Source organism: [Bacillus] enclensis, from assembly GCF_001456935.1.
Lineage (GTDB): Bacteria > Bacillota > Bacilli > Bacillales > Bacillaceae_B > Rossellomorea > Rossellomorea enclensis.
In genome coordinates this window covers 14669-36616 of the sequence record NZ_KQ758482.1, presented here as the reverse complement: position 1 = coordinate 36616, position 21948 = coordinate 14669, and the positions used below count along the sequence as shown (strand labels likewise).

Genomic DNA, 21948 nt, shown 5'->3' with positions numbered 1-21948 from the left:
CTTTCTATAAACTTTTCACATGAATAGAAAGGAGGACCATATACATGGATAACAAAAATATGATAGAAGAGCTCTACAAACTTTTTCAGGAACAAGTCAAGAAAGAAGACGGGCAATTACCTATCGAGTCGGTTCTTGAAATGATGACTTCTTCGATTAAAGAGAATGAACTGAATAAAGAGATAAAGGGTCATTCCGATTCTCTAAAAACTCACCTTGAATCCATCATCCCGGAAAACCTTAAGGGAATGGAGCCACTGAAAGATAAAGCGGCAGCATTCTTGAAGGCGGATGCACTCAACACAGATACCCTTCAGCAACTGATGAATGGGATTCTAAACAATGATGTTTTTAAGCAGCAGCTCAGCCAATTGACGACTGGTAAAGAACTTGACGCGAAGTCGCTGATGAATGGCTTCAGTTCTATGCTTCAGGGGAATGGGGGAGCAGGGAATATCATCCCGATGAACCTATTGAACCTTGTCCAGGGCATGGATCTTATGAAACTGATTGATGGAGCAGCATCACGACGTAAAAATAAATCAAAAAATAATCAGGTTCAAAGCAATGACAGTAAAGAAGATAGTAAAAATGAAAACAACAAATCCAAAAATAACTCGTACAAAGTTGACTACGAATATGACGAATGTGATTTGTGGTATTAACAGGGGGGAAGCTGGCGAATTTCTAGCCAGCTTTTATATTTTTACATATAAGGGGTTAGAGTTTAGGCTAAAAATTTCCATAAGCAAAAACCTTGAAAGTCAAAAAAGGTCAAATTATAATGTAGTCATAAGGTCAAAGAAAGTCAAAGTCAAACAATGATCTCTTGACCTTCAATAAATTATTTAAACAAATGGTTACTATATAAAAACGAATTCAATAGGAGGTAATACTGTATGAAATGTCAGGTATGTCATCAGAACCAGGCAACAGTGGAAGTGTACAAAAGAGTCAACAACCATAAGACAAGAATGCAGATGTGTACGGAATGCTTCCAACAACAACAATCTAAAATGCCATCAGGATTAAATGGCGGTTTCCCGTTTGATGAATTGTTCAAAGGCATGAGTATGGGTGGAGCCCAGCCGCACGCATCCGGATCAAATCACCAGGAGCTTAAAACGGAAACTGGGGGAAATGGCGGCGGTATTCTTGATCAATTTGGCCGCAACGTAACCCATGCTGCCAGGGCTGGTCTGATCGATCCTGTTATCGGAAGGGATAAAGAGGTCGAGCGAGTCATTGAAATCCTGAACAGACGTAATAAGAACAACCCTGTACTCATCGGTGAACCGGGTGTCGGTAAAACAGCAATCGCGGAAGGACTGGCACTGAAGATCGTTGATGGGGAGGTACCGTCCAAGCTGTTGAACAAAGAAGTGTATGTGATGGACGTAGCTTCATTGACCGCCGGTACCGGTGTCCGCGGGTCGTTTGAAGAACGATTGAAAGCCATCATCAGCGAGCTTCAAAACCGCAAGAATGTCATGTTATTCATCGACGAAATTCATCAGCTGGTCGGAGCAGGATCTGCCGAAGGTTCCATGGATGCAGGCAATATTTTAAAACCTGCACTTGCACGTGGTGAACTGCAGGTGATCGGGGCGACCACACTTAAGGAATATCGCCAAATCGAAAAGGACGCGGCTCTTGAACGCCGTTTCCAGCCGGTAATGGTGAATGAACCGACTCCCGAGCAGTCCATTGACATCTTAAAGGGGCTGCGCAGTAAGTATGAGGAGTATCATGGTGTCACTTTTACAGATGAAACCATCGAGGCATGCGTGAAATTGTCTCACCGTTATATCCAGGATCGTTTCCTTCCGGATAAAGCGATCGACTTGATGGACGAAGCGGGTGCGAAAATGAACCTTCAGTCAGAAGGGAAAGATACATCTGCACTTCATCAGAAATTGAAAGAAATCCATGCAATGAAAGAGCAGGCTACCAAAGAAGAGCGTTACGAAGAAGCAGCAAAACTGCGTGACCAGGAAAAAGAAATTGAAAAGCAGCTTGAGAACGGCGGTGTCAAGGGAAGAACGGAAGTAGGACCTGAGCTGATCCAGTCAATCATTGAAGCGAAGACGGGCATTCCGGTCGGCAAACTTCAAAGTGATGACAAGAAACGAATGAAAGAGCTTGAAATGAACCTTTCAAATAAAGTGATTGGGCAGGCAGAGGCGGTGAAAAAGGTGGCGAAAGCGATCCGACGCAGCCGGGCAGGCTTGAAGGCGAAACACCGCCCAATCGGTACATTCTTATTTGTGGGACCGACTGGCGTCGGTAAGACCGAATTGACGAAGACGCTGGCTGAGGAACTATTCGGTTCCAAAGACAGCATGCTCCGCCTGGACATGAGTGAATATATGGAGAAACATTCCGTATCCAAACTGATCGGTTCACCTCCGGGCTATGTAGGTCATGAAGAATCCGGGCAATTGACTGAAAAAGTAAGAAGGAACCCTTACTCAATCATTCTGCTGGACGAAATCGAGAAGGCTCATCCCGATGTTCAGCATATGTTCCTGCAAATACTTGAAGACGGCCGTTTGACAGACAGCCAGGGAAGAACCGTAAGCTTCAAAGATACAGTCATCATCATGACAAGTAATGCAGGTGTGACGAATGTCAAGGAAGCAGTCGTAGGGTTTGCCACCGGGGGCACGGATGCCGTGAAGGAAACGAACATCCTTCAATCACTTGGTTCTTACTTCAAGCCGGAATTCTTGAATCGTTTTGATAGTATCATTGAATTCCAGTCACTTCATAAAGAAGAGCTTCTTCAAATACTTGATTTGATGCTTGAAGATCTTCAACAAGAATTGAATGATCAAAACATTACGGTCAGCTTTGAAAAAGAGGCAAAAGATAAGCTTGTTGAACTTGGCTATCACCCTGAATTCGGTGCCCGTCCGTTGCGCCGGGTAATCCAGGAAAGGGTAGAGGACAAAATCGCCGATCTGCTTCTGGAGGAAGAAGAAGTGAAACAAGTGACAGTGACTCTTGAAAATGATGAAATCACTGTTAAGTAATTCTACTATTAAAAAAGCGTGATCCCTTTTCAAAGGGATCACGCTTTTTATTATCAGCTTGCAGAAAAGTGCTTGTTATTTAGATTCGACAGCAGCAAGCACCTTGTCGATCGCCTGTGCTACTCCGTGATCTGTATTGATGCCTGTGACCCAGTCGGCAGCTTCCTTCACTGCTTCCTGTGCATTTCCCATTGCCACTCCAAAACCTGATTCCCGGATCATGGCTATATCATTCATACTGTCACCAACCGCCATGACTTCTTCCATGGACAAGTCCAGCCGTTCACATACCTTTACAAGTGCAGCCGCTTTGTTCACGCCAGCTGGATTGATTTCAATATTCGTCGGACTGGAATTGGTAATTTCGAGTGCTTCATTTTTCAACAATTCGTCCATCACCACTTTACGCACTTCATCGTCCTGGATATCGAAGCCGAACTTCAACCAATTATAAGCATCTATTTCCTGATCGAAAGGGTTTTGGGTATTGAATATGCCCTGTGTGGTCGATGACCAGAAGTATACATCATGTTTTTCCTTTAATGCCCACAGTGCTTTTACAAGTTTGGTATCCAGATGGGTACTGTCCACCAGATTATATTCATGATCGTAAATTTCGCCGCCATTCACCGTTATTAAATAAGAAGAACGGCCAAGCTGGTCGGAAATATCCCTGCAGTTACGAAGAGAACGCCCTGTACTCAATACCACATGGATTCCCTTTTCTTTTGCCCTCTGGATGGCTTTTTCATTTTCCGGGGAAACCTCGCCCTCATGATTCACAAGAGTCCCGTCCATATCAAGCGCAATCAATTTAATTGTCATTACTTTCACGTCCTCTCAAATTTGCTACTGTTTAGTTTAATATAAAAGTATAGATTAGTGTAGGAAAGAGACTTTATCTGCATCTTTCTTTCATCCTCTATTACTATTGCATATAATCAGGAAGACTAAACATATCAATTGTGAAGGAGTAAAAATCATTTGGAACGTTTCACAGAAAAAGCCATAGCCATCATAAAATCCATTCCTTCCGGGAAAGTCATGACCTACGGGCAGATAGCCGCATACGCCGGAAGTCCAAGAGGAGCCAGGCAAGTGGTAAGAATCCTCCATTCAATGAGCAGCAAACATGATCTCCCCTGGCACCGGGTCATAAACAGCAAAGGGGAAATCGGTTTCAAAGAAGAAGGACAATACAATTACCAACAACACCTCCTTCAATCAGAAGGTGTACTTTTAAATGATAAAGGTAAAGTAGATTTGGGACGATATCGACATCACCTGTTATGATGCCGGATGAATAGTAAGAGGTCATTAAGTGAGTTTAGTGAGATAAGAATATATAAGTCAAATTCAGCTTTTGAATGGAGTGCAAGACGAAGACTCCTTCGGGAGAAGTGGCCAATTCTTCTTATGCCACCCGCCTCTGAGCGAAGTCCCACCGCCCGCGGAAAGCGAAGTTTTGCACGGAAATAAATAGCGGCAATGTATGGAACCAAATAAGTAGAGAAGTCAAAAAGAGCTTGTCTATTTAAGATTGCCTAAAAACATAACCAAAATCTGTGTGGGTCAATTTTTTGGTGGTCTCGTTCATATCAGAAGGCTCACGGGTCACCCCCTGATAGCATAGTCTTGCACGGAAACCAAAAGCGGGATTAGAGTAAAATTTAAATAAAACGTGAAAACTCATACGGTAATACGGTATAATTTACCTATACAAAAAATGTGAGGAAAGATCCAGATATGATTAGTGATCTAGTAATAAATATTTCGCTCCTAATGTCGTTCACGTTTGTGTGGCATCAGCTGTTCAGGAAAAACAGGCTGACCATGAGTTCACCATTCTACATAAAAATAGTCGATGGTATACTGGCGGGTTTACTTGGTGTCATCCTTATGCACTACAGCATCGGTGTCAATAATATCACGATCCTTGATCTCAGGCACATCCCGGTCATCCTGGTAGCGTTTTATGGAGGATTCCTGCCGACGATCATTTCAGCTGTTGTCATCATAACGGGCCGTTTTCTGATCGACGTCAACTTCTCGTCTTATGTTGCGCTCTATATGATGCTTACCATTGCAGGTGGAGCAGGCTTGATCGTGAGGTATATGAAAGGAGGGCCCTGGAAAAGGTGGACCGCTCTGCTCCTGTACAGTCAATTGATTTTCTCTGCTGCGCTTTATATCGTCGTTGAAGATTACAGCACCGTGCTTGATTATGCCTTGTTTCACATTGTCAGTACACTCATCGGGGGGTATCTGACACTGTATTTCGTTGATTATATTAGAAAAACGAGCGAACGCTATTATCAATATAAAGAAAATGCCCAGCGGGATGCGCTTACTGGCCTCTATAATGTCCGTTCGTTTGACACCCATTATAACCGTATTGTCAAAGAAGCGATCGAGGAAAATGAAACATGCGCAATATGCCTGATTGATGTTGATCATTTCAAGCAGATCAATGATACTTATGGTCATCAGGCGGGTGACGAAGTATTAAAACAACTTGCGGAATTATTGAGCAGATTGACAAGATCGGGTGACATTTTATCCCGGAATGGGGGAGAGGAATTTTCGCTTCTCCTTCCTAAATGTACGGTTGAAGATGCAAAAGAAATTGCCGGCAGGGTAAGGGAAGCGGTATTTAAACAAGGGTTTCTTCTGCCGGATCAGGCGAAACTCCAATTGTCTGTCTCCATAGGGGTTTCAGCGTTCAATCCTGTGGAAGAGAAAGAAGAGTCCCTTTTTCAAGATGCTGATGAAGCCCTCTACAAAGCCAAACAAAATGGCAGAAATATCGTATGTACGAGCTGGGAATGCTCATACAGATAATGAAAGAGGCTGGGACAAAAGTTGTTTAGTCTAAGTAAAACCCGAACTAATTTGCATAAGGTGAGGCAAATTAGTTCGGGTTTTTAATTTGTTCTTTGTACAATTAGGGTTAAGCTCATTCAGCGGTTGATTGGAGTGCAAGACGTAGACTCCTGCGGGAAAAGTAGCTTATGTGAGACTTGTCCAGCTCCAGGACTAAGAGGCAAATGTCATAAGTCAAACCGACCAAGAAGGCAAAGAGCAACTTCTTGGTCGCTTCGCCTTATTCCAACCGCCTCTTAGCAAAGCCCCTTCGCTTTTCTTCCCGCAGGCTTGCCGAGGAGGCTCACGGGCTACCCGCGGAAAGCGAAGTCTTGCACGGAAATCATTAGCGTTGTATAAAGTCCAATCTAAAATGGTTGTCTTTAGACATGAGAATTTACAATTCAACTGCGATTTTTAATTTTTTTCAACCACTTTTTCTGTTTCATACCAGTAATGAGATAACCTGCCAGCCCAATTGCTGAAACTGCTGTGCCCCCTTGCCAAAGGATTTCTGTATCTGCCTGAAAGCCATAGCTGAAAAAGATCATTCCTGTGACAAAGAGGATAAAAGCATGCTTCTTTTGATTTTCGTAAAGTGTAAATCGGAAATTCTTTATCTGCTGATCATCCTTTTGTATAATCAATCGATCGGGAATTTCAATCAGTTGACGGACTTTATGGATTCCCTGGAATAGAGGTTGGGATCCTATCCATTTAAGGAGCAGGTCCCATTTACTGCGATCAGTGGATTTCACCCATTTAAGAAAAGCGGGCTTCATGATATCGAGTGTTTCTTTTTCAGGGCAGAGGGTATAAACAAGCCCTTCCACCGTGGCAAACGAGCGGCCAAGGAAAATGAAGCGGGTCGGGACCTGTATGGGCAGGGTCTTCATCATATCGTTCATCTCTTTTTTTACAGAAATCAGATCCATCTGTTTGAATTGTTCCATGTCGATCGATACAAATTCCTCCAGCATTCTTTCAATGCTCTTAAGGTCTGCTTCCGGTAATAAGAACCCTAATTGCGAAAGGGCTTCTGCTGCTTTATGGTAGTCTTTCAACAAGATTCCTTCGAGCAGTTGTTGAAAATGAACAGAGTCGCGTTTCGTGATTTCACCGACCATTCCGAAGTCCAATAAAACAAAGGTCCCATCAGGCTGAATCAATATGTTCCCTGCATGAGGGTCTGCATGGAATGTACCGGCCTCCAGCCATTGTGGAAGGAAGAGTTGAAATAAACGCTGACCTAGTTTTTCGCCTTCCAGACCGAAGCCTGAAATCCGGACAGTGTCGTTAAGACGCACACCCTCCACCCATTCCATGACCAGTACTTTATCTGTACACAGTTCTGGATAGACATTCGGGATTTTAACACCCGGATGTTCACTGAATCTTTTTCTGAAGTTAATAGCCGTGTTCATTTCTTTATAGAAATCAAGCTCTTGTTCGATAACCTGTTTCAGTTCTTTATAAAGCATCTTAAAATTGATAAATCCTTTTGGGATCGGTGCAAAATGTCTTACAAACCACAGAATGATGGAAAGCGACCTGAAGTCGGTCTTGACCAGTGCAGGAATTTCAGGACGCTGAACTTTAACTGCCACCGGTGTCCCATCTGTAAGGCACGCTTTATACACTTCCCCTATTGAAGCTGAAGCTACTGCGCTCTTATCGATCGTTTCCAGTTTCGTCTTGACAGGAGACTTCCACTCCTTTTCCAGAACCTTTTCTATTTCTTCCCATGGAGAAGGCGGGACATGGTCCACCAGATCTTTAATCTGATCAACAAAGCTTTTTGGCAGCAAGTCTTCTCGTATACTCATCAGCTGACCTACTTTGATCAGCACCCCGTTCAGTTCAAACAACGTTGATTTGAACTCATGCCCGATCCTTTCCCACAATCGGTCTTTCTCTGCTTCCGATTTTCCCCTCAGCTCATACCAATACGTCCTGAAGACAATCGAAACAGCAAGCGAAATGATTTTCCACATTCTCCAAAGCTTATTATGTGATTTCATGTCCCATCCTCCATACGAAATCTTCCGTTATCATTCAATATCCAAGTCTATTCTATTTACTCTTACAATAACTGAAATGAAAAGAAAGAGGAAGGTAATATGTGGTAAAATTCAAGTACTACTATCTATTTACGTTAGTTGGCAGGGAGAGGATGGAGTTAAACAGATGTTTATTAAAGTCTATGAATATCATATCCAGCCGGATAAAGAAACAGAGTACTTGGAAATTCAGGAAAAGGCAGGGGAAATCTACAGCCGCCATATAGACTCCCATTCACTTCATCTTAAAAGCAGGGATGACCCTTCAAAATGGATGGAAATTACCCGCTATAGAAACGAAGAAGAGTATGAAAGAAGCATCCAGTTCATCAATCAAGAAGAAGAAATCCAAGATTTATTTAAGCAATTTCAGGCTCTCCTCGTTTCTGAAATAAATGAGATCAGGGAGGAGAACTTCCATCTAGTGAAAGAGAGGGGCGAGGAAGTGAGTGTAGAAAGAAATCAAGAACAAAGAGATGCCAAATTAATCAGCGAACGGGACAAAATCAAGGAATATATAAAAAAAGACCTGGAAAATGATAAACATATACTCGCCTTTTTCTACGGCGGATCAATGGCAAGAGGCAATCACGATCGTTATTCCGATCTTGATTTACGGATTGTAGTTAACGATGAAATGTATGAAGAATACAGAAAGAACAAAAAGGGAAGGGCAGAGCGATGGGGAGATGTCTTATTTTACGAGGATTTTCCATGGGCGATGCACACGGTAGCACACTATAAAAACTTTGTGAAGGTGGATGCTTTTTACTATAAGCAAGAAGATTTGAGGCCTTCCCTCTATCTAAAAGAAGAAACACAGATAGAATATGATCCGAATGGAATCGTCACTGCAGTCAGTGAACAATCAAGAGACCTTTATTATGAACCTTCGCTGATAGAATTCGAGGTGTGGAGAAGTAAATTCTTTGCCCATATGCATGAAGTCTACAGGAGGGTGATGAGGGGAGAACTTTATTATGCCTTGCACTCATTGGATATGATGAGGTGGTCGGTGGCCGCCGGATGGGATATGACAAGCGGCAGACAGCCGAATGCCCCGGGGGATTGGTCTAAGTATGAAGGGGAAAGGTCTCCCTTTGATCAGAGGGAGCAGGAACTTCTGGCAGGCTGGAGCACCGGAAGGGATCCAGAAGGAATTCTTGAAGTGATGAAGAATATCGCGATGGAATTCAAGGATGTACATAGCCGCCTCTCTGCATTGCTTGGATTAGATGAGCAGGCAGAGTGGGTGGAAGAGATTGTGAATATGGTAGTGTAAGCTTAACTTGAATTCAGGATCAATTTTACTATAGAAGAAGGACTTTTCAAAAGCATGATGTTCAAATTTTGAAAAGTCCCACCACCTTTAGGTGAGAATTTTGACAGCTTTATGAACTGTGCCAATGTCTATTGCAAGCAGGAGGTGGAAGGAGTATATTATAAGTGTAAAGTAAATGTGAATCATTTCACAAACAAACCGCAATATCAGCTGATTGAATGAATTATTTTTTACTTGTATTTGTGAAATATTTCACAATAAAACACAAGGAGATGAACCATCATGAAATGGTGGCATAATGAAAAAGTTAGTGTTGTATGGACAGTGTTCAGGATTTGGCTTGGTATTAAATGGCTTGAAGCAGGGTGGCATAAGATACAGGATGGATTTGACGCAAGCGGCTTCCTGCAGGGGGCGATTGCCAAGGCTGCAGGAGAAAATCCGGCGGTGCAGGGCTGGTATGCAGAGTTTCTAAAAGAATTTGCTGTACCGAATGTTGAATTATTCAATATTCTTATCCCTTGGGGAGAAGGCCTTGCAGGTTTAGGTTTGATTACCGGACTGATGACAATTCCTGCATTGGTCGCAGCGGCATTCATGAATCTGAACTTCCTTATGGCTGGCACAGTGAGCACGAATCCGATTCTACTGACTGTTGCAGTAATCCTTCTCTTTACCGGAAAAGGAGCATATTACTGGGGCGCAGATCATTGGGTGATGCCTTATTTGAAACAGAACCTCTTCCATAAAAAAGGCGGCCATCCTAAAAAAGCAATCGTCGTTTAAATAAAACGGAAAAAGCCACCCGGATTTGATTCCGGGCGGCTTCTTTTGAATTCCTCACGCCACTGATTTTAACCGTGAGGGGCTGCTATTGGTTTTTCTTTACACGTGCACGCTGGTTCGCAGCGTTAGCGCGGGCCTGTGCTTCCATATCAGCCTGATCGGCAAGCTCCCTTGAGAACTCTTCGTCCACACCGTCTGACTTTAACGCAGCCGGCGTCTGTGGAAGGCTGTTTTGGTTTTTATCGTGTTTTTTATGTCCTCGAGATCTGCCCAATACAAACATCCCCTTTTTGTCAGGTTAAAAACAAAGGTACAAGCATCACTTTGAAGTGAACTTGTACCTTTATTGTTTAGCAAAAGAGGGACTTTTAGTTAGGTAATATTTGCTTACGTATGACGTTTGGGGCTGAATCCCGCTGCGCGGTCAGCTCTTTTGAATTCCTTCGAATAAGTGACTTCCTGCATACTTGACAGTTTTGATCTGTCTTTGTCTTTCTTACGTTTATTATCCATTCTATGTACTTCCCTTCTTTCAAGATTTAGTATTTATTTTTACCTTGATTAGAAGGGGACATACCTATTTCGAATGATAAATATTCACGAGTGCGCTTTCAAGTTCAGGATATTCGAATTGAAAGCCGTTCTCCGAAAGGACGCTTGGCAGTACTTTCTGACCTTCCAGTACAAGCTGACTCATTTCACCCATTGCAATTTTCAGTGCAAATGGAGGGACCGGTATCCAATGGGGTCTGCCTAATACACTTCCAAGAGTGATCCCGAATTCTTTCATTCTGAGCGGTGTGGGGGCTGTAACATTTACAGGGCCTGAGATCTCCCCATGTTCTGCAGAAAAGCGTATTGCCTTTGCAACATCATCAATATGAACCCAGGACATCCACTGGTCCCCGGGTAAAACCGTGCCTCCTGCAAATAATTTATAGGGAAGGGCCATGCGGGGAAGGGCGCCATCTTCTTCGCCGAGAATGATGCCAAATCGGGTATAGACGACCCTGAAACCTGCTTTTTCAGCTTTCGAAGCTTCATTTTCCCATATTTGAACCGTTTCCCCGAGAAAATCATCTGCTTTCTCAGCAGACGCTTCCGTGTACGTGTTTTCTGTAGAAGAAGGATAGAATCCGATTGCGCTTGCGTTGATCAGACAGGAAGGCGGATGCGTCAGATTCTTCATGATACTGATGACTTCCTGCGTCGATGTAATACGGCTGTTTATGATCCGCTTCTTCCGTTCATCGGTCCATCTGCCGCTGTTGATCGATTCACCCGCAAGATTGATGAAAACTTCTGTACCTTCAAGTCCATCCTGTGGATGAGAGTCGTCTGTCAGCCATTTCACATAAGTGACTCCCCGTCTTTTTTCATATTTTTCAGGGCTCCTTGTCAATATGACAACTTCATGATCGTGGTCCAGCAGCTCACGGGTCACTGCCTGCCCGACAAACCCCGTTCCTCCGGTAATGGCAATTTTCATGATTATCCCTCCAGTTATAGTTATTATTTTACCTATTTGCAGAATTAAAAACATACTCGGATGTGTTACATTAAGAAGGAGGTGGAAAATATGGGTGTCATTACGAAAATTACGAAGCAAGTGAAAAATGATGAAAGATATAACTTATTTATAGACGGCAAGTATGCGTTCAGCGTTGATGAAGTGGTGCTAGCCAAATTCGGCCTGAGAAAAGGGCTTGAAGTGGATGAACTCGAAATCTCTGAAGTGCAATATGACGATGATGTAAAAAAAGCATTGAACAAGGCGATTCACTTTTTGTCCTACAGAATGAGGACAGAAAAAGAAATCCGCGATCATTTGAAGGACAGTGAGTTAGACGGAGCCATTATCGGGGAAGTCATCCATAAACTAAAGGATATGAAGTATATTGATGATTTAGAATTCGCGAAGGCTTTCACAGGGACCCAGATCAATACTTCTGACAAAGGCCCGGGCTGGATAAGAGGGGAATTATACCGGAAAGGTGTCGATGATCCATATATTGAAGAGGCACTCGATGCTTTTACGTTTGAAATGCAGGTGGACAAAGCAGCAGCCATTTCAGAAAAGCTCATGAAGAAGTACATGAAAGATTCATTTATGATCGCCAAACAGAAAATCGAACAGAACCTGCAGCGCAAAGGCTATCCCGGCGCAGTGATGAAAATCGTTTGGGAGACAATCGATACAGATCGTGATACGGACGAACAGTGGGATGCCCTTTATCACCAGGGACAGAAAGCTCACAGAAGGCTGTCATCCAAATATGAGGGCTATGAGTATGAACAAAGAATGAAACAGACCTTGTACCGGAAAGGATTCGCGATCGAAAAGATCGAACGTCTCCTTGAAGTGTTAAAAGAAGAGGAATAGAAAACGGAAGAAAAGTCGAGGGGGCCCTCGACTTTTTTACGTTCACTTTTTTGACTCAATGATGATTTCATCATTCGATTTGTATTTTTCCACGATGATTTCCGCAATTTCTACCGGAGAGCGCAATCGGGAGCGGTCGCTGATATGGTCACTTTCATCCCAGAAAGGTGTATTCATCCCGCCCATATAGGCATTGACGACCCTCAGGTTCGAATCTTCATATTCCTTTTGAAGGCTCTCACCGAACCCTCTCAGTGCGAATTTGCTCGCCACATAAAGCGATTCATTCTTCTTGCCTCTCAGCCCGGCAGTGGAGATGATATTGATAACAGTCGTTCCCACCTCTTCCAATTGCGGCAGAAGTGCTTTTGTTATACGGATAGGTCCGAGTACATTGGTTTCAAACATGGCCTCCAGTTCATCATCACCAGTGTTTGAAAATGGACCAAAATAGCCGACTCCTGCATTATGTATCAACAGTCCAAGGTCGTCTTGAAGGAGTTCTGTGGAGCAAACCTGTTCAATTTCAAGTGGTGAACGTACATCAAGAACCGCATAGGACACCTCGCCGCCAGCCTTTCTTATTTCCCCTGCAGCTTCTTCAAGTTTTTCCTTCGTACGTCCAAGCAGAACGATATGAAAGTCCTTTGAAAGCAGCTTTCCCAGTTCTTTCCCAAGACCGGTGCCGCCGCCTGTGATGATCGCTTTTTTCATGATGGATCGTCCTTTCTGATTCTGATTTATTTATGTTATTATGATGGCTGTTTACCGGCTCAAGCAGGTGATTGGAGTGCAAGACGAAGACTCCTATCAGAAAAGCCGAAGGGCTTTGGTCAGAGGCTTATGACATGTGCCTTTAAGCCCTGCAGCTGGACAGTGGATCCCTCAGGAATCTGAAGGAGGCTCACGGGTCACCCTCGGAAAGCGAAGACTTGCACGGAAATCAACTGCGTGATTAATCAAATCAGCCTATCCACTTTCCTTATTGTATCATTTTATCTATACTAATCAGTAGTAGAGGTGATGAGAACATGGAACAGCAAGAAAGAAGATACAGCGAAATGTCACAGCATGAATTGCAGCAGGAAATCGCAAACCTGAAAGAAAAGGCAAGAAAAGCAGAGCAGCTGGGAATCGTCAATGAATTCGCAGTACTTGAACGCAAAGCGCTCATGGCGCAGGCATATCTGAAGAACCCTGACGACTATGAGCCCGGCGGCATTTACCCGATTGAAGGGGATCCCGGTGTCTTCTTTAAGATTGACTATCTGAACGGAGTATTTGCCTGGGGTTACCGTTTGGGAGGAGATGGAAAGGAAGAGGCCCTGCCGATTTCCCTGTTGAAATCTGACAAAAAATAAAATCAAGACCCGTCTCCCGCCGCTTGAAGCGATGAGTGACGGGTCTTGACAGGTTATGAACGCTTACGTGTTTCAGCTTCCAGAATGATCATATTCTGGGTTTGCGTGGTTTGTCCATTTGCCTGTGAGTGGGCATGCTTCGGATTATAGAATGCCTTGTTAAATGGACTGCTGTACTTATTTCGGTTGAAATTATTTTTCATGTTTCCCATCGTGACTACCCCCTAAAAAAGTGAACTTCGTTAAATTGAGTCTTGCTTTCTTTTTCCTGAAGACGCCATGCGTTCTTGAGGATGGGTATTGATGGTGCCATTGGCCCTTTTGGATGCATATTCAGCTTTCGCTCTCGGCTCCCCTTCGAACTTATTATTGTTCATGTTCGGGAATCCTGTTGTTTTATTACGCATAATCTGCCTCCTAAAAGGTTTTATACTTTCACACCGTGAAAAAGCAAAGGCTTCCACTAAGCTTGGCCACGTACTAATAGTATGGTTTGAACGCTGTACTTTATCATAAAAACAAATGGAAAAGGAGGAGATGAAATGGAGTCGACATTCCACGAACTCACTGAATTGTTACTCGAAAAAAATGAAGAGCTTTCATATGAGAAGGCAAGAACCTGGGTTGAACTTGTATGGGAGGATTTTGAAACGACCTATGCAAAAGCAGGCTATGAATATCAAGGAAAAGAAATGACCGAAAAAGTGGTGCGCCAATGGATTACGAACTATGGTGCCCGTATCCATGAATTCGCCGCCAGGAATCCGAAATACAAACACCTTCTTGATCATGAAAGTAAAGACGGAGGTTTAACGCATTAAAATAATGAAGGACAGTCCTTTAAAATAATTAAGGACTGTCCTTTGACTCGTTAATCAATCAAAATGTCGATGTCTACCTTTTTACGGAGTTTTTCCTCGCTGAAGACCCAGCCTGTATAAGAGCTGACGACGTTCATGTCTTTGTCGAGCTGTACAAGTGCGACGAAAGGATAATGCCCGTTATTGCGATAACGGAGATCGATGAAGCGCACTTCATAATGATCGTCGTATTCATCCACTTCCCATCGGTAAACAGGGGAGAAGGATAAGAACGCTGCAAGGTTTTTATCCTTTTTCGCAGCTGTGATGACCGGCAGATCCGGAACAGGAATCCGATTGAATTCGTCAAAAATCGTAATCGAACGCCTGAATGCCCTTGCGACATAATATTTATCCTTCGTCACCACCGCCATCCTCCATTGAAAGAAGCGAAGAGTCGGGGAAACGATGATCTTTTCGGCTTCCGGTATCCTTCTTTTCACAGCGTTCTTGACGGCTTTTTGTACCTGAAACCTGAGGACATAATAGGCGAAAATGACAATATACATCACAAGGAAAGTCCTGCCAGGCGGAAAACCAAGCCCCCACAGGCCAAGTCCGAAGACATGGATGATAAAAATTGGCAGGTCAAAAGTGTTGATCACACCCAAAGCGACCCATTTCGACGATATCGGCCTCAGGGCCTGTGTGCCGTATGCGTTGAATATGTCGACAAATACATGCAGGAAAACCGCAATAAATGTCCAAATCCATAAATGAAGCAGATTTGCTTCAGGAAAAAAAGGGTAGATGCATCCGACGATAAGGAGGGGCCACAGCAAAACGGCCGGGATACTATGTGTGATCCCACGGTGATGCCGGATGTAGACAGCATTGTTCCGCAGTTTCAACACAGTATCGATGTCAGGGATCTGAGAACCAATGACCGCAGCTATAAGGACGCTCGCAGAAGTGGCGCTGCTTTCGGCAACTGCCGGATCAAGCGTGGCCAAGCCTCCAAGGGCAAATCCCATAACGATATGAGTACCTGTATCCAAAAAAAGTCCTCCCTTGACTGAATTCGTTTGTTTTCGCTGCCCTTCATGAGATGGTTAAAAGGAGTTTATTTCAAATGAAAAAATCATTACAAATTTATCTTGAATATGAAATCAAGCAAAATCTCCATCAACAATACCTGCAGATCATGAGAAACATCCTGAAGTCCCTGCCGCAGTATGACGCAATGGATATCCGCTGGGAAAAATCAGATGCGGACACTTATCGATACATTGAGACATTCACTGTACCGACAGAGGCGCATTTTCATGCTCTCAGACGTTTGCGTACATCCCGTGGTCATTTATTATTTGGGTTGCTGGATGACTGCATCAGCGGCGGGTTGAAAGAAATGAAATGCATCGGGCTGAAAAAAAGTTCATAATACATTATTTATTCCCTATTCACCGCAACATCTAACATCTTTGGAGGTACAAATTGAAAGAACAACCGTTAAAATACTTAGAGACCATTGAACGTGAGGATTTTCAGAAAGATTTAATCTCCTGGTTTTCAAGAGAACAGCGCGATCTGCCGTGGAGAAAGGATCGTGATCCATATAAAGTGTGGGTGTCGGAAATCATGCTACAGCAGACTAGAGTGGATACTGTCATTCCCTATTTTAACCGATTCCTTGAAAAATTTCCTACATTGGATGCGCTTGCCCTTGCGGAAGAAGATGAAGTACTGAAGGCGTGGGAAGGACTCGGTTACTATTCCCGGGTCAGGAATTTGCAATCAGCCGTAAAGGAAGTGCATGAACAATATGGAGGGATCGTTCCGGATACACCAAAAGAGATCTCTTCACTGAAAGGAGTCGGTCCTTATACGGCAGGAGCCATCCTCAGCATAGCCTATGGCAAGCCGGAGCCTGCAGTGGACGGGAATGTCATGCGGGTGTTTTCGAGAATCCTTTCAATCTGGCTTGATATCGCAAAACCATCGTCTAGAAAAGTCTTTGAAGAAGCTGTAAGAGCCCTTATTTCAAAAGAAAATCCCTCTTATTTCAACCAGGCATTGATGGAGCTGGGAGCATTGATATGTACACCGACATCACCTTCTTGCCTGTTGTGTCCAGTACGTGAACATTGCCGTGCGTTCGATGAGGGTGTTCAGGAAGAACTTCCAGTTAAATCAAAAAAGAAAGCCGCACGCAAACTTAATATGGCCGCCGCAGTGATCTTCACTGAAGATGACCGGGTTGTCATCCATAAACGGCCGGGAACAGGACTGCTCGCGAACCTGTGGGAATTCCCGAATTTCGAGGTGAGCACTTCAAGGAGCGGCAGGAAACAGCTGGAAGAAAGGCTGGAAGCTGATTATAAAGTGGACGCTTCATTGAAAGCTGGCGCCATCACCAAGATACAGCATGTATTTTCACATATCATATGGGATATTGAAGTATATGCAGGCAGCGTGGAAAGCAGTGCACTAAATGAGACTGAGCTGATAGCCGTAACTGAACAGGAACTGGAAAAATACGCATTCCCGGTCTCTCATCAAAAAATATGGAAAGAAACGAAACTCATAAAGAACTAAACCCAAGGCCCGTCCTTCTGCGCTTTAAAGCATCGAGGGACGGGCTTAGGACTTTCTAATCGTAAATCGTTTTTGTTCCATGCGTATAGTCCGCTTCGCCCCGGTTCAATCCACCCCTGTTTTCAATCTCTTCAACGATTTCCCGATGAATGGATTGTCCTTCTGTGTTCAAATAGGGTACTATTTGTTGTAGTGAATGATGGAAGTAGGCTAGTTCGCTTTTCTTCCATTCACTTTTAGGGAGCATGGACAGCTCCGTCATATCCCGTCCGACATACATACGATCAGACCTCCCTTTCTTTTGTTAACTCTCTTAGTTTTCAATAAGTGGCGGCTGATTATGCTTTAAAAAACATTTGCTTGATATGGAAAATGAATTGAAAGGATGATTATAGTGAGTGAAAAAGTAGCATTGGTGACAGGAAGCAGCAGGGGACTCGGCAGAGAAATCGCCATTCAACTGGCACAGCAGGGATACGATATCGTCGTAAACTATGCACGCAGTAAAAAGGGAGCGCTGGAAACAGCAGAAGAAGTGGAGAAATTGGGACGGAAAGCGTTTGTCGTCCGTGCGAATGTCGGGGATGTGGATAAAATCAAATCGATGTTCGAACAGATTAAAGAAGAATTCGGGCGTCTCGATGTCCTGGTCAGCAACGCGGCCTCAGGAGTACTCAGGCCTGTAATGGAGCTTGAAGAGTCACATTGGGACTGGACGATGAACATCAATAGCAAAGCTCTATTGTTCTGTGCCCAGGAAGCAGCGAAACTGATGGATAAAGGCGGAAGAATCGTCAGCATCAGCTCATTGGGTTCCATCCGTTACCTTGATAACTACACGACGGTGGGTGTCTCGAAAGCAGCGGTCGAAGCACTGACACGTTACCTGGCTGTAGAGCTTGCTCCAAAGAACATCATCGTCAATGCTGTTTCCGGAGGAGCGATTGATACGGATGCACTCAAACATTTCCCGAATCGTGAAGAACTTCTTGAGGATGCACGTAAAAATACACCTGCTGGACGAATGGTGGAAATCGAGGATCTTGTGAAGTCCGTTCTGTTCCTTGTTTCAGATGATTCATCGATGATCAGGGGGCAAACGATCATCGTGGACGGAGGACGTTCACTGCTTGTTTAAAGGTCCATTTATGGAATGTTTTTCCTCATATTTTTTGGATAGTCTCCCTCACGCCTGGTTATCTTAATTAGCGTGGAGGTGATTACAATGGCAAAACAACCAAACAAAACTCAATCTGGTACTAGCGTTCAACACGTGAAACAACAAAACGCTCAAGCTGGAGCTGCTCAGCAACAATACGGTACTGAGTTCGCTTCTGAAACAAACGCTCAAGAGGTGCGTCAACAAAACGCTCAATCTCAAGCTAAAAAAGGTCAAAACTCTGGTCAACAACGCTAATCGGCTTTGATCAGGCTGCACCCGCTGTCTCAGCGGGTGCTTTTTCACGTTAAAGCATGGAGGGACGGGCCTTTAGTCTGCTAAAGGCCCGTCCCTCCATGCTTTTAGGCAATCGACAAAAGAGGTGCGATTATGACAGATGTAGTCAAAGGGTTTGGCGGGCATGAGGAGAATGTTTAGGATAGAACTTGTTTTAGAAGGGATGGTAGGTTGATGCAGCAAAGATTTAATCAATTAGTATCCGAACAGTTGGCGACAATGGAGAAGCTGTTGTTTCTTCAGGCAGAAATAGAGCGGTGCCAGAAACTTGAAAATGAACTGATCGAATTGCAGGAACTCACAAAGGTACAATCACTGAAAACCGAAATCTTTCAAAAGAAAAGAGAACTCAAAGAAATCCACCGCATCTTCCAGGAACAAACCGATGACGTCATCCGCTCCTACCAGGAAGAATACAAAGAAGTCACGACATAATTCATTTTCAAAAATTTTATTTCAAAGGATTAAGGATGAGGATAAATGGCCCGGCTGCTCTCCAGCAGTTGATTGGAGTGGCAAGACGAAGACTTCTGACAGAAAAGTGGAAGGGCTTTGAAGAGAGGCTTATGACATCTGCCTCTAAGCCCTGGAACTGGACAGGGTTTGCTGCGAGAATGCCAGGAGGCTCACGGTCACCCGCGGAAAGCGAAGTCTTGCACGGCAATCAAATGCGGTGTACAGAAGGATAATCAATATTGTACTTGTCCTGACCAAAACAAAATCGATACAAGTTTCTTGAAACGGGCCATCTTTAAAGGAGAATTTCCTTAAAGACAGCCCTTTTGTTTTAAATTTACGAGGGAAACGTTATAATGATAGAATAAACACTTATATACATGGAATTTGTTAGGAAAGAAGGGGATACAATGGCTGTTCCCACTGAAGGGCGATCTGTACAAATACATAGTTATAAGCACGATGGAAACATCCACCGGATATGGAACGAAACAACTGTTTTAAAAGGCACGAACAACATCATCATCGGTGGAAACGACCGGACACTCGTCACGGAATCCGACGGCAGGACATGGATGACGCGGGAACCGGCAATCTGTTATTTTCATTCTGAACTATGGTTTAACATTATTTGTATGATCCGTGAGGACGGGATTTATTATTATTGTAATTTAAGTTCACCATTCGTATACGACCATGAAGCAATCAAGTACATTGATTATGATCTGGATATCAAAGTGTTTCCGGATATGACGTATACCTTGCTTGATGAGGATGAATACGAGGCTCATCGAAAATTGTACGGTTACCCGGATGTGATCGATCACATCCTGAAGAGGAATGTAGACAAGCTTGTACGGTGGATCCGGCAGAGGAAAGGTCCTTTTGCGCCTGACTTTATCGACATCTGGTATGAACGCTATTTGACACATAGGGGGTAACCAACCTGAACAACAGTATAGTTTACGAAGGGCTGACCCGGCAAGGAGCCTCCTTTTCTCTTCCTGCACAGGCAACTGGAGAAAAGGAAAGTAATGTTCCTTACGGGTCATCCCTTTTTCATTGGGTTTTACTTCAGAGAACGAAACACAGGCATATATCCAGAAAGGAGCTTTGACTTGGATAGTATTAAACGTTACCTGCAATTTGTTAAGCCTTACCGCTGGCAGATCATAGGTACACTTATCATAGGCATCATAAAGTTTGCTATTCCTTTGCTAATCCCTGTTCTCATTAAATATGTCATTGATGATATCGTGGGCAATGGGACCTTATCAACTCAGGAAAAAACAAACACATTATTGACGGTCATGGGCGTCATGCTCGTCCTGTTCCTTATCATTAGGCCGCCAGTGGAGTATTACAGACAATACTTTGCACAGTGGACCGGGAATAAAATCCTTTTTGATTTAAGGGATACGCTGTTTTCACACATTCAGAAATTGAGTTTTAAATATTACTCCAATACTCGTGCGGGAGAAGTGATCTCGAGAGTGATTAATGATGTCGAGCAGACAAAGAATTTTGTCATCACGGGATTGATGAATCTTTGGCTGGATGCAGCAACCATTATTATTGCGCTGGCCATCATGTTCACCATGGACGTGAAGCTGACCCTGGTTTCATTGATTGCCTTTCCTTTCTACGCATTTTCCGTGCGTTATTTCTTCGGCAGGCTGCGCGGACTGACCAGGGAGCGCTCCCAGGCGCTTGCAGAAGTGCAAAGCCATTTACATGAACGGGTGCAGGGGATGTCCGTCATCAAGAGTTTTGCAGTGGAAGATTACGAACAAAAGCAATTCGAAGGACAGAACAGCAACTTCCTTTCAAAAGCGTTGAAGCAAACGAGCTGGAATGCAAAAGCTTTCGCGGTTGTGAACACGATTACGGATATTTCTCCGCTGATCATCATCGGATACGCTGGTCTGCAGGTAATCGAAGGTGATTTGACGATAGGGACAATGGCAGCGTTCATTGCCTACATCGATCGGTTATATAATCCGCTGAGAAGGCTGGTGAATTCATCGACGACCCTTACACAATCAATCGCATCCATGGACAGGGTTTTCGAATTCATGGATGAAAAATATGATGTTGACGATGAGCCAGGTGCGGTTCCGTGCCGGAATGTCGAAGGGAATATTCAGTTCAGGAATGTATCTTTCCAATACGACCCGCAGGAAGAAGAGGTGCTGAGAAACCTCAACCTGGATATCCACTCCGGGGAAACCGTAGCACTTGTCGGGATGAGCGGAGGGGGGAAATCCTCCCTTGTCAGCTTGATCCCGCGCTTCTACGATGTGACCAAAGGGGAAATCCGTCTGGACGGTACAGATATCAGAAGATTCGAGGTCAGGTCTCTCCGGGATAAAATCGGAATGGTCCTTCAGGATAATATCCTTTTCAGTGAATCTGTGAAAATGAATATTAAGTTTGGGAACCCGGAAGCAAGTGATGAAGATGTCATCAAAGCGGCAAAGGCGGCAAATGCCCATGAATTCATCATGAAACTCCCTCAAGGGTATGATACACGGGTAGGGGAAAGAGGAGTGAAGCTTTCCGGCGGCCAGAAACAGAGAGTCGCCATTGCAAGGGTCTTCTTGAAAAATCCTCCCATCCTTATCCTTGATGAAGCAACATCTGCCCTCGATCTTGAGAGTGAGCATCTGATTCAGGAAGCATTGGAAGAATTGGCTAAAGAACGAACCACATTCATTGTGGCTCACCGTTTATCCACCATCACCCATGCCGACAGGATCATCCACATGGAATATGGAGAAATTGCCGAGATGGGCTCCCATCAGGAATTGATGGAAAGACAGGGACATTATTATAAGCTGTTCCAGGTTCAACAATTAGATCAATGATTGAA

Annotated in this window: 26 protein-coding genes; 16 read left to right on the top strand and 10 right to left on the bottom strand. The window is 43.9% G+C overall.

The genetic code is table 11. The features are described from left to right. The first annotated feature begins 44 nt into the window (after window positions 1-44). Window positions 45-665, top strand: a complete 621-nt coding sequence (locus tag AS034_RS00195; RefSeq protein WP_058296996.1) for a hypothetical protein — start codon at window positions 45-47, stop codon at window positions 663-665. A 234-nt stretch (window positions 666-899) separates the two neighbouring features. Then, window positions 900-3035 carry an ATP-dependent Clp protease ATP-binding subunit gene (locus AS034_RS00190; protein WP_058296995.1) on the top strand — a complete coding sequence of 712 codons (2136 nt, stop codon included), beginning with the start codon at window positions 900-902 and terminating at the stop codon, window positions 3033-3035. Window positions 3036-3110: 75 nt separating this feature from the next. Here the strand turns inward: AS034_RS00190 and AS034_RS00185 are convergent, their stop codons facing one another. Next, complete coding sequence (locus tag AS034_RS00185; RefSeq protein ID WP_058296994.1) at window positions 3111-3860, bottom strand: Cof-type HAD-IIB family hydrolase; 750 nt, start codon at window positions 3858-3860, stop codon at window positions 3111-3113. Window positions 3861-4079: 219 nt separating this feature from the next. On the opposite strand from AS034_RS00185, the gene AS034_RS00180 reads away from it, so the two are divergent. After that, the gene (locus AS034_RS00180; protein ID WP_058298041.1) at window positions 4080-4328 is read left to right on the top strand and encodes an MGMT family protein; all 249 of its coding nucleotides are present in this window, start codon (window positions 4080-4082) and stop codon (window positions 4326-4328) included. A 453-nt stretch (window positions 4329-4781) separates the two neighbouring features. Further along, on the top strand, window positions 4782-5876 hold the full coding sequence (locus tag AS034_RS00175; RefSeq protein WP_032086293.1) for a diguanylate cyclase: 1095 nt from the start codon (window positions 4782-4784) through the stop codon (window positions 5874-5876). Window positions 5877-6301: 425 nt separating this feature from the next. On the opposite strand, the gene AS034_RS00170 is transcribed toward AS034_RS00175, so the two are convergent. After that, a complete protein-coding gene (locus AS034_RS00170) occupies window positions 6302-7918 on the bottom strand; it encodes an ABC1 kinase family protein (RefSeq protein WP_058296993.1) in 1617 nt (538 codons plus the stop codon). 166 nt (window positions 7919-8084) lie between these two features. Here AS034_RS00170 and AS034_RS00165 point away from each other — a divergent pair, with 166 nt between their 5' ends. Next, complete coding sequence (locus AS034_RS00165) at window positions 8085-9239, top strand: nucleotidyltransferase domain-containing protein (RefSeq protein WP_244888112.1); 1155 nt, start codon at window positions 8085-8087, stop codon at window positions 9237-9239. A gap of 282 nt (window positions 9240-9521) precedes the next feature. Beyond that, a complete protein-coding gene (locus AS034_RS00160; protein ID WP_058296992.1) occupies window positions 9522-10025 on the top strand; it encodes a DoxX family protein in 504 nt (167 codons plus the stop codon). An 85-nt stretch (window positions 10026-10110) separates the two neighbouring features. Here AS034_RS00160 and AS034_RS00155 read toward each other — a convergent pair whose 3' ends face one another. The 3 genes from AS034_RS00155 to AS034_RS00150 all read right to left on the bottom strand — a co-directional run bounded on the left by AS034_RS00155 (window position 10111) and on the right by AS034_RS00150 (window position 11514). Further along, window positions 10111-10299 carry a YfhD family protein gene (locus AS034_RS00155; RefSeq protein ID WP_032086296.1) on the bottom strand — a complete coding sequence of 63 codons (189 nt, stop codon included), beginning with the start codon at window positions 10297-10299 and terminating at the stop codon, window positions 10111-10113. Window positions 10300-10412: 113 nt separating this feature from the next. Further along, window positions 10413-10538, bottom strand: coding sequence for a YfhE family protein (locus AS034_RS22155; protein ID WP_074439932.1), 126 nt, complete (start codon window positions 10536-10538; stop codon window positions 10413-10415). Window positions 10539-10602: 64 nt separating this feature from the next. After that, the gene (locus AS034_RS00150; protein ID WP_058296991.1) at window positions 10603-11514 is read right to left on the bottom strand and encodes a TIGR01777 family oxidoreductase; all 912 of its coding nucleotides are present in this window, start codon (window positions 11512-11514) and stop codon (window positions 10603-10605) included. A gap of 90 nt (window positions 11515-11604) precedes the next feature. Here AS034_RS00150 and recX point away from each other — a divergent pair, with 90 nt between their 5' ends. Beyond that, window positions 11605-12408 (top strand): recombination regulator RecX, encoded by an 804-nt coding sequence (recX, locus tag AS034_RS00145; protein WP_058296990.1) that lies wholly within the window; start codon window positions 11605-11607, stop codon window positions 12406-12408. A gap of 42 nt (window positions 12409-12450) precedes the next feature. On the opposite strand, the gene AS034_RS00140 is transcribed toward recX, so the two are convergent. Beyond that, window positions 12451-13122 carry an SDR family NAD(P)-dependent oxidoreductase gene (locus tag AS034_RS00140; RefSeq protein WP_058296989.1) on the bottom strand — a complete coding sequence of 224 codons (672 nt, stop codon included), beginning with the start codon at window positions 13120-13122 and terminating at the stop codon, window positions 12451-12453. Window positions 13123-13439: 317 nt separating this feature from the next. Between AS034_RS00140 and AS034_RS00135 the strand changes: the two genes are divergently transcribed. Beyond that, the gene (locus AS034_RS00135; RefSeq protein WP_058296988.1) at window positions 13440-13769 is read left to right on the top strand and encodes a YfhH family protein; all 330 of its coding nucleotides are present in this window, start codon (window positions 13440-13442) and stop codon (window positions 13767-13769) included. A 53-nt stretch (window positions 13770-13822) separates the two neighbouring features. On the opposite strand, the gene AS034_RS22150 is transcribed toward AS034_RS00135, so the two are convergent. Further along, the gene (locus AS034_RS22150; protein ID WP_071620246.1) at window positions 13823-13981 is read right to left on the bottom strand and encodes a YpzG family protein; all 159 of its coding nucleotides are present in this window, start codon (window positions 13979-13981) and stop codon (window positions 13823-13825) included. Between the two features lie 30 nt (window positions 13982-14011). Next, a complete protein-coding gene (locus AS034_RS00130; protein ID WP_032086301.1) occupies window positions 14012-14176 on the bottom strand; it encodes a small, acid-soluble spore protein K in 165 nt (54 codons plus the stop codon). 135 nt (window positions 14177-14311) lie between these two features. Between AS034_RS00130 and AS034_RS00125 the strand changes: the two genes are divergently transcribed. Beyond that, entirely contained in the window at window positions 14312-14590 is a 279-nt protein-coding gene (locus tag AS034_RS00125) for a YfhJ family protein (RefSeq protein ID WP_032086302.1), read from the top strand. Window positions 14591-14640: 50 nt separating this feature from the next. On the opposite strand, the gene AS034_RS00120 is transcribed toward AS034_RS00125, so the two are convergent. Continuing rightward, a complete protein-coding gene (locus AS034_RS00120; protein WP_058296987.1) occupies window positions 14641-15627 on the bottom strand; it encodes a metal-dependent hydrolase in 987 nt (328 codons plus the stop codon). A gap of 74 nt (window positions 15628-15701) precedes the next feature. Here AS034_RS00120 and AS034_RS00115 point away from each other — a divergent pair, with 74 nt between their 5' ends. Both AS034_RS00115 and mutY read left to right on the top strand, forming a co-directional pair. Next, window positions 15702-16010 carry a hypothetical protein gene (locus AS034_RS00115; RefSeq protein ID WP_032086304.1) on the top strand — a complete coding sequence of 103 codons (309 nt, stop codon included), beginning with the start codon at window positions 15702-15704 and terminating at the stop codon, window positions 16008-16010. A 53-nt stretch (window positions 16011-16063) separates the two neighbouring features. After that, window positions 16064-17164 carry an A/G-specific adenine glycosylase gene (gene mutY / locus AS034_RS00110; protein ID WP_058296986.1) on the top strand — a complete coding sequence of 367 codons (1101 nt, stop codon included), beginning with the start codon at window positions 16064-16066 and terminating at the stop codon, window positions 17162-17164. Between the two features lie 55 nt (window positions 17165-17219). On the opposite strand, the gene AS034_RS00105 is transcribed toward mutY, so the two are convergent. Further along, a complete protein-coding gene (locus tag AS034_RS00105) occupies window positions 17220-17444 on the bottom strand; it encodes a hypothetical protein (RefSeq protein ID WP_032086305.1) in 225 nt (74 codons plus the stop codon). A gap of 114 nt (window positions 17445-17558) precedes the next feature. On the opposite strand from AS034_RS00105, the gene fabL reads away from it, so the two are divergent. The 5 genes from fabL to AS034_RS00075 all read left to right on the top strand — a co-directional run bounded on the left by fabL (window position 17559) and on the right by AS034_RS00075 (window position 21943). Continuing rightward, window positions 17559-18302: an enoyl-[acyl-carrier-protein] reductase FabL gene (fabL, locus tag AS034_RS00100; protein ID WP_058296985.1), complete on the top strand. Its 744-nt coding sequence runs from the start codon at window positions 17559-17561 to the stop codon at window positions 18300-18302. Window positions 18303-18389: 87 nt separating this feature from the next. Further along, the gene (locus AS034_RS00095) at window positions 18390-18581 is read left to right on the top strand and encodes a gamma-type small acid-soluble spore protein (protein WP_032086307.1); all 192 of its coding nucleotides are present in this window, start codon (window positions 18390-18392) and stop codon (window positions 18579-18581) included. Between the two features lie 213 nt (window positions 18582-18794). Next, entirely contained in the window at window positions 18795-19055 is a 261-nt protein-coding gene (locus AS034_RS00090) for a YgaB family protein (protein ID WP_058298039.1), read from the top strand. Between the two features lie 431 nt (window positions 19056-19486). Continuing rightward, window positions 19487-20017: a nucleoside tri-diphosphate phosphatase gene (gene ntdP, locus AS034_RS00080; protein ID WP_032086309.1), complete on the top strand. Its 531-nt coding sequence runs from the start codon at window positions 19487-19489 to the stop codon at window positions 20015-20017. 177 nt (window positions 20018-20194) lie between these two features. Continuing rightward, window positions 20195-21943 carry an ABC transporter ATP-binding protein gene (locus tag AS034_RS00075; protein WP_058298038.1) on the top strand — a complete coding sequence of 583 codons (1749 nt, stop codon included), beginning with the start codon at window positions 20195-20197 and terminating at the stop codon, window positions 21941-21943. Window positions 21944-21948 lie beyond the last annotated feature (5 nt).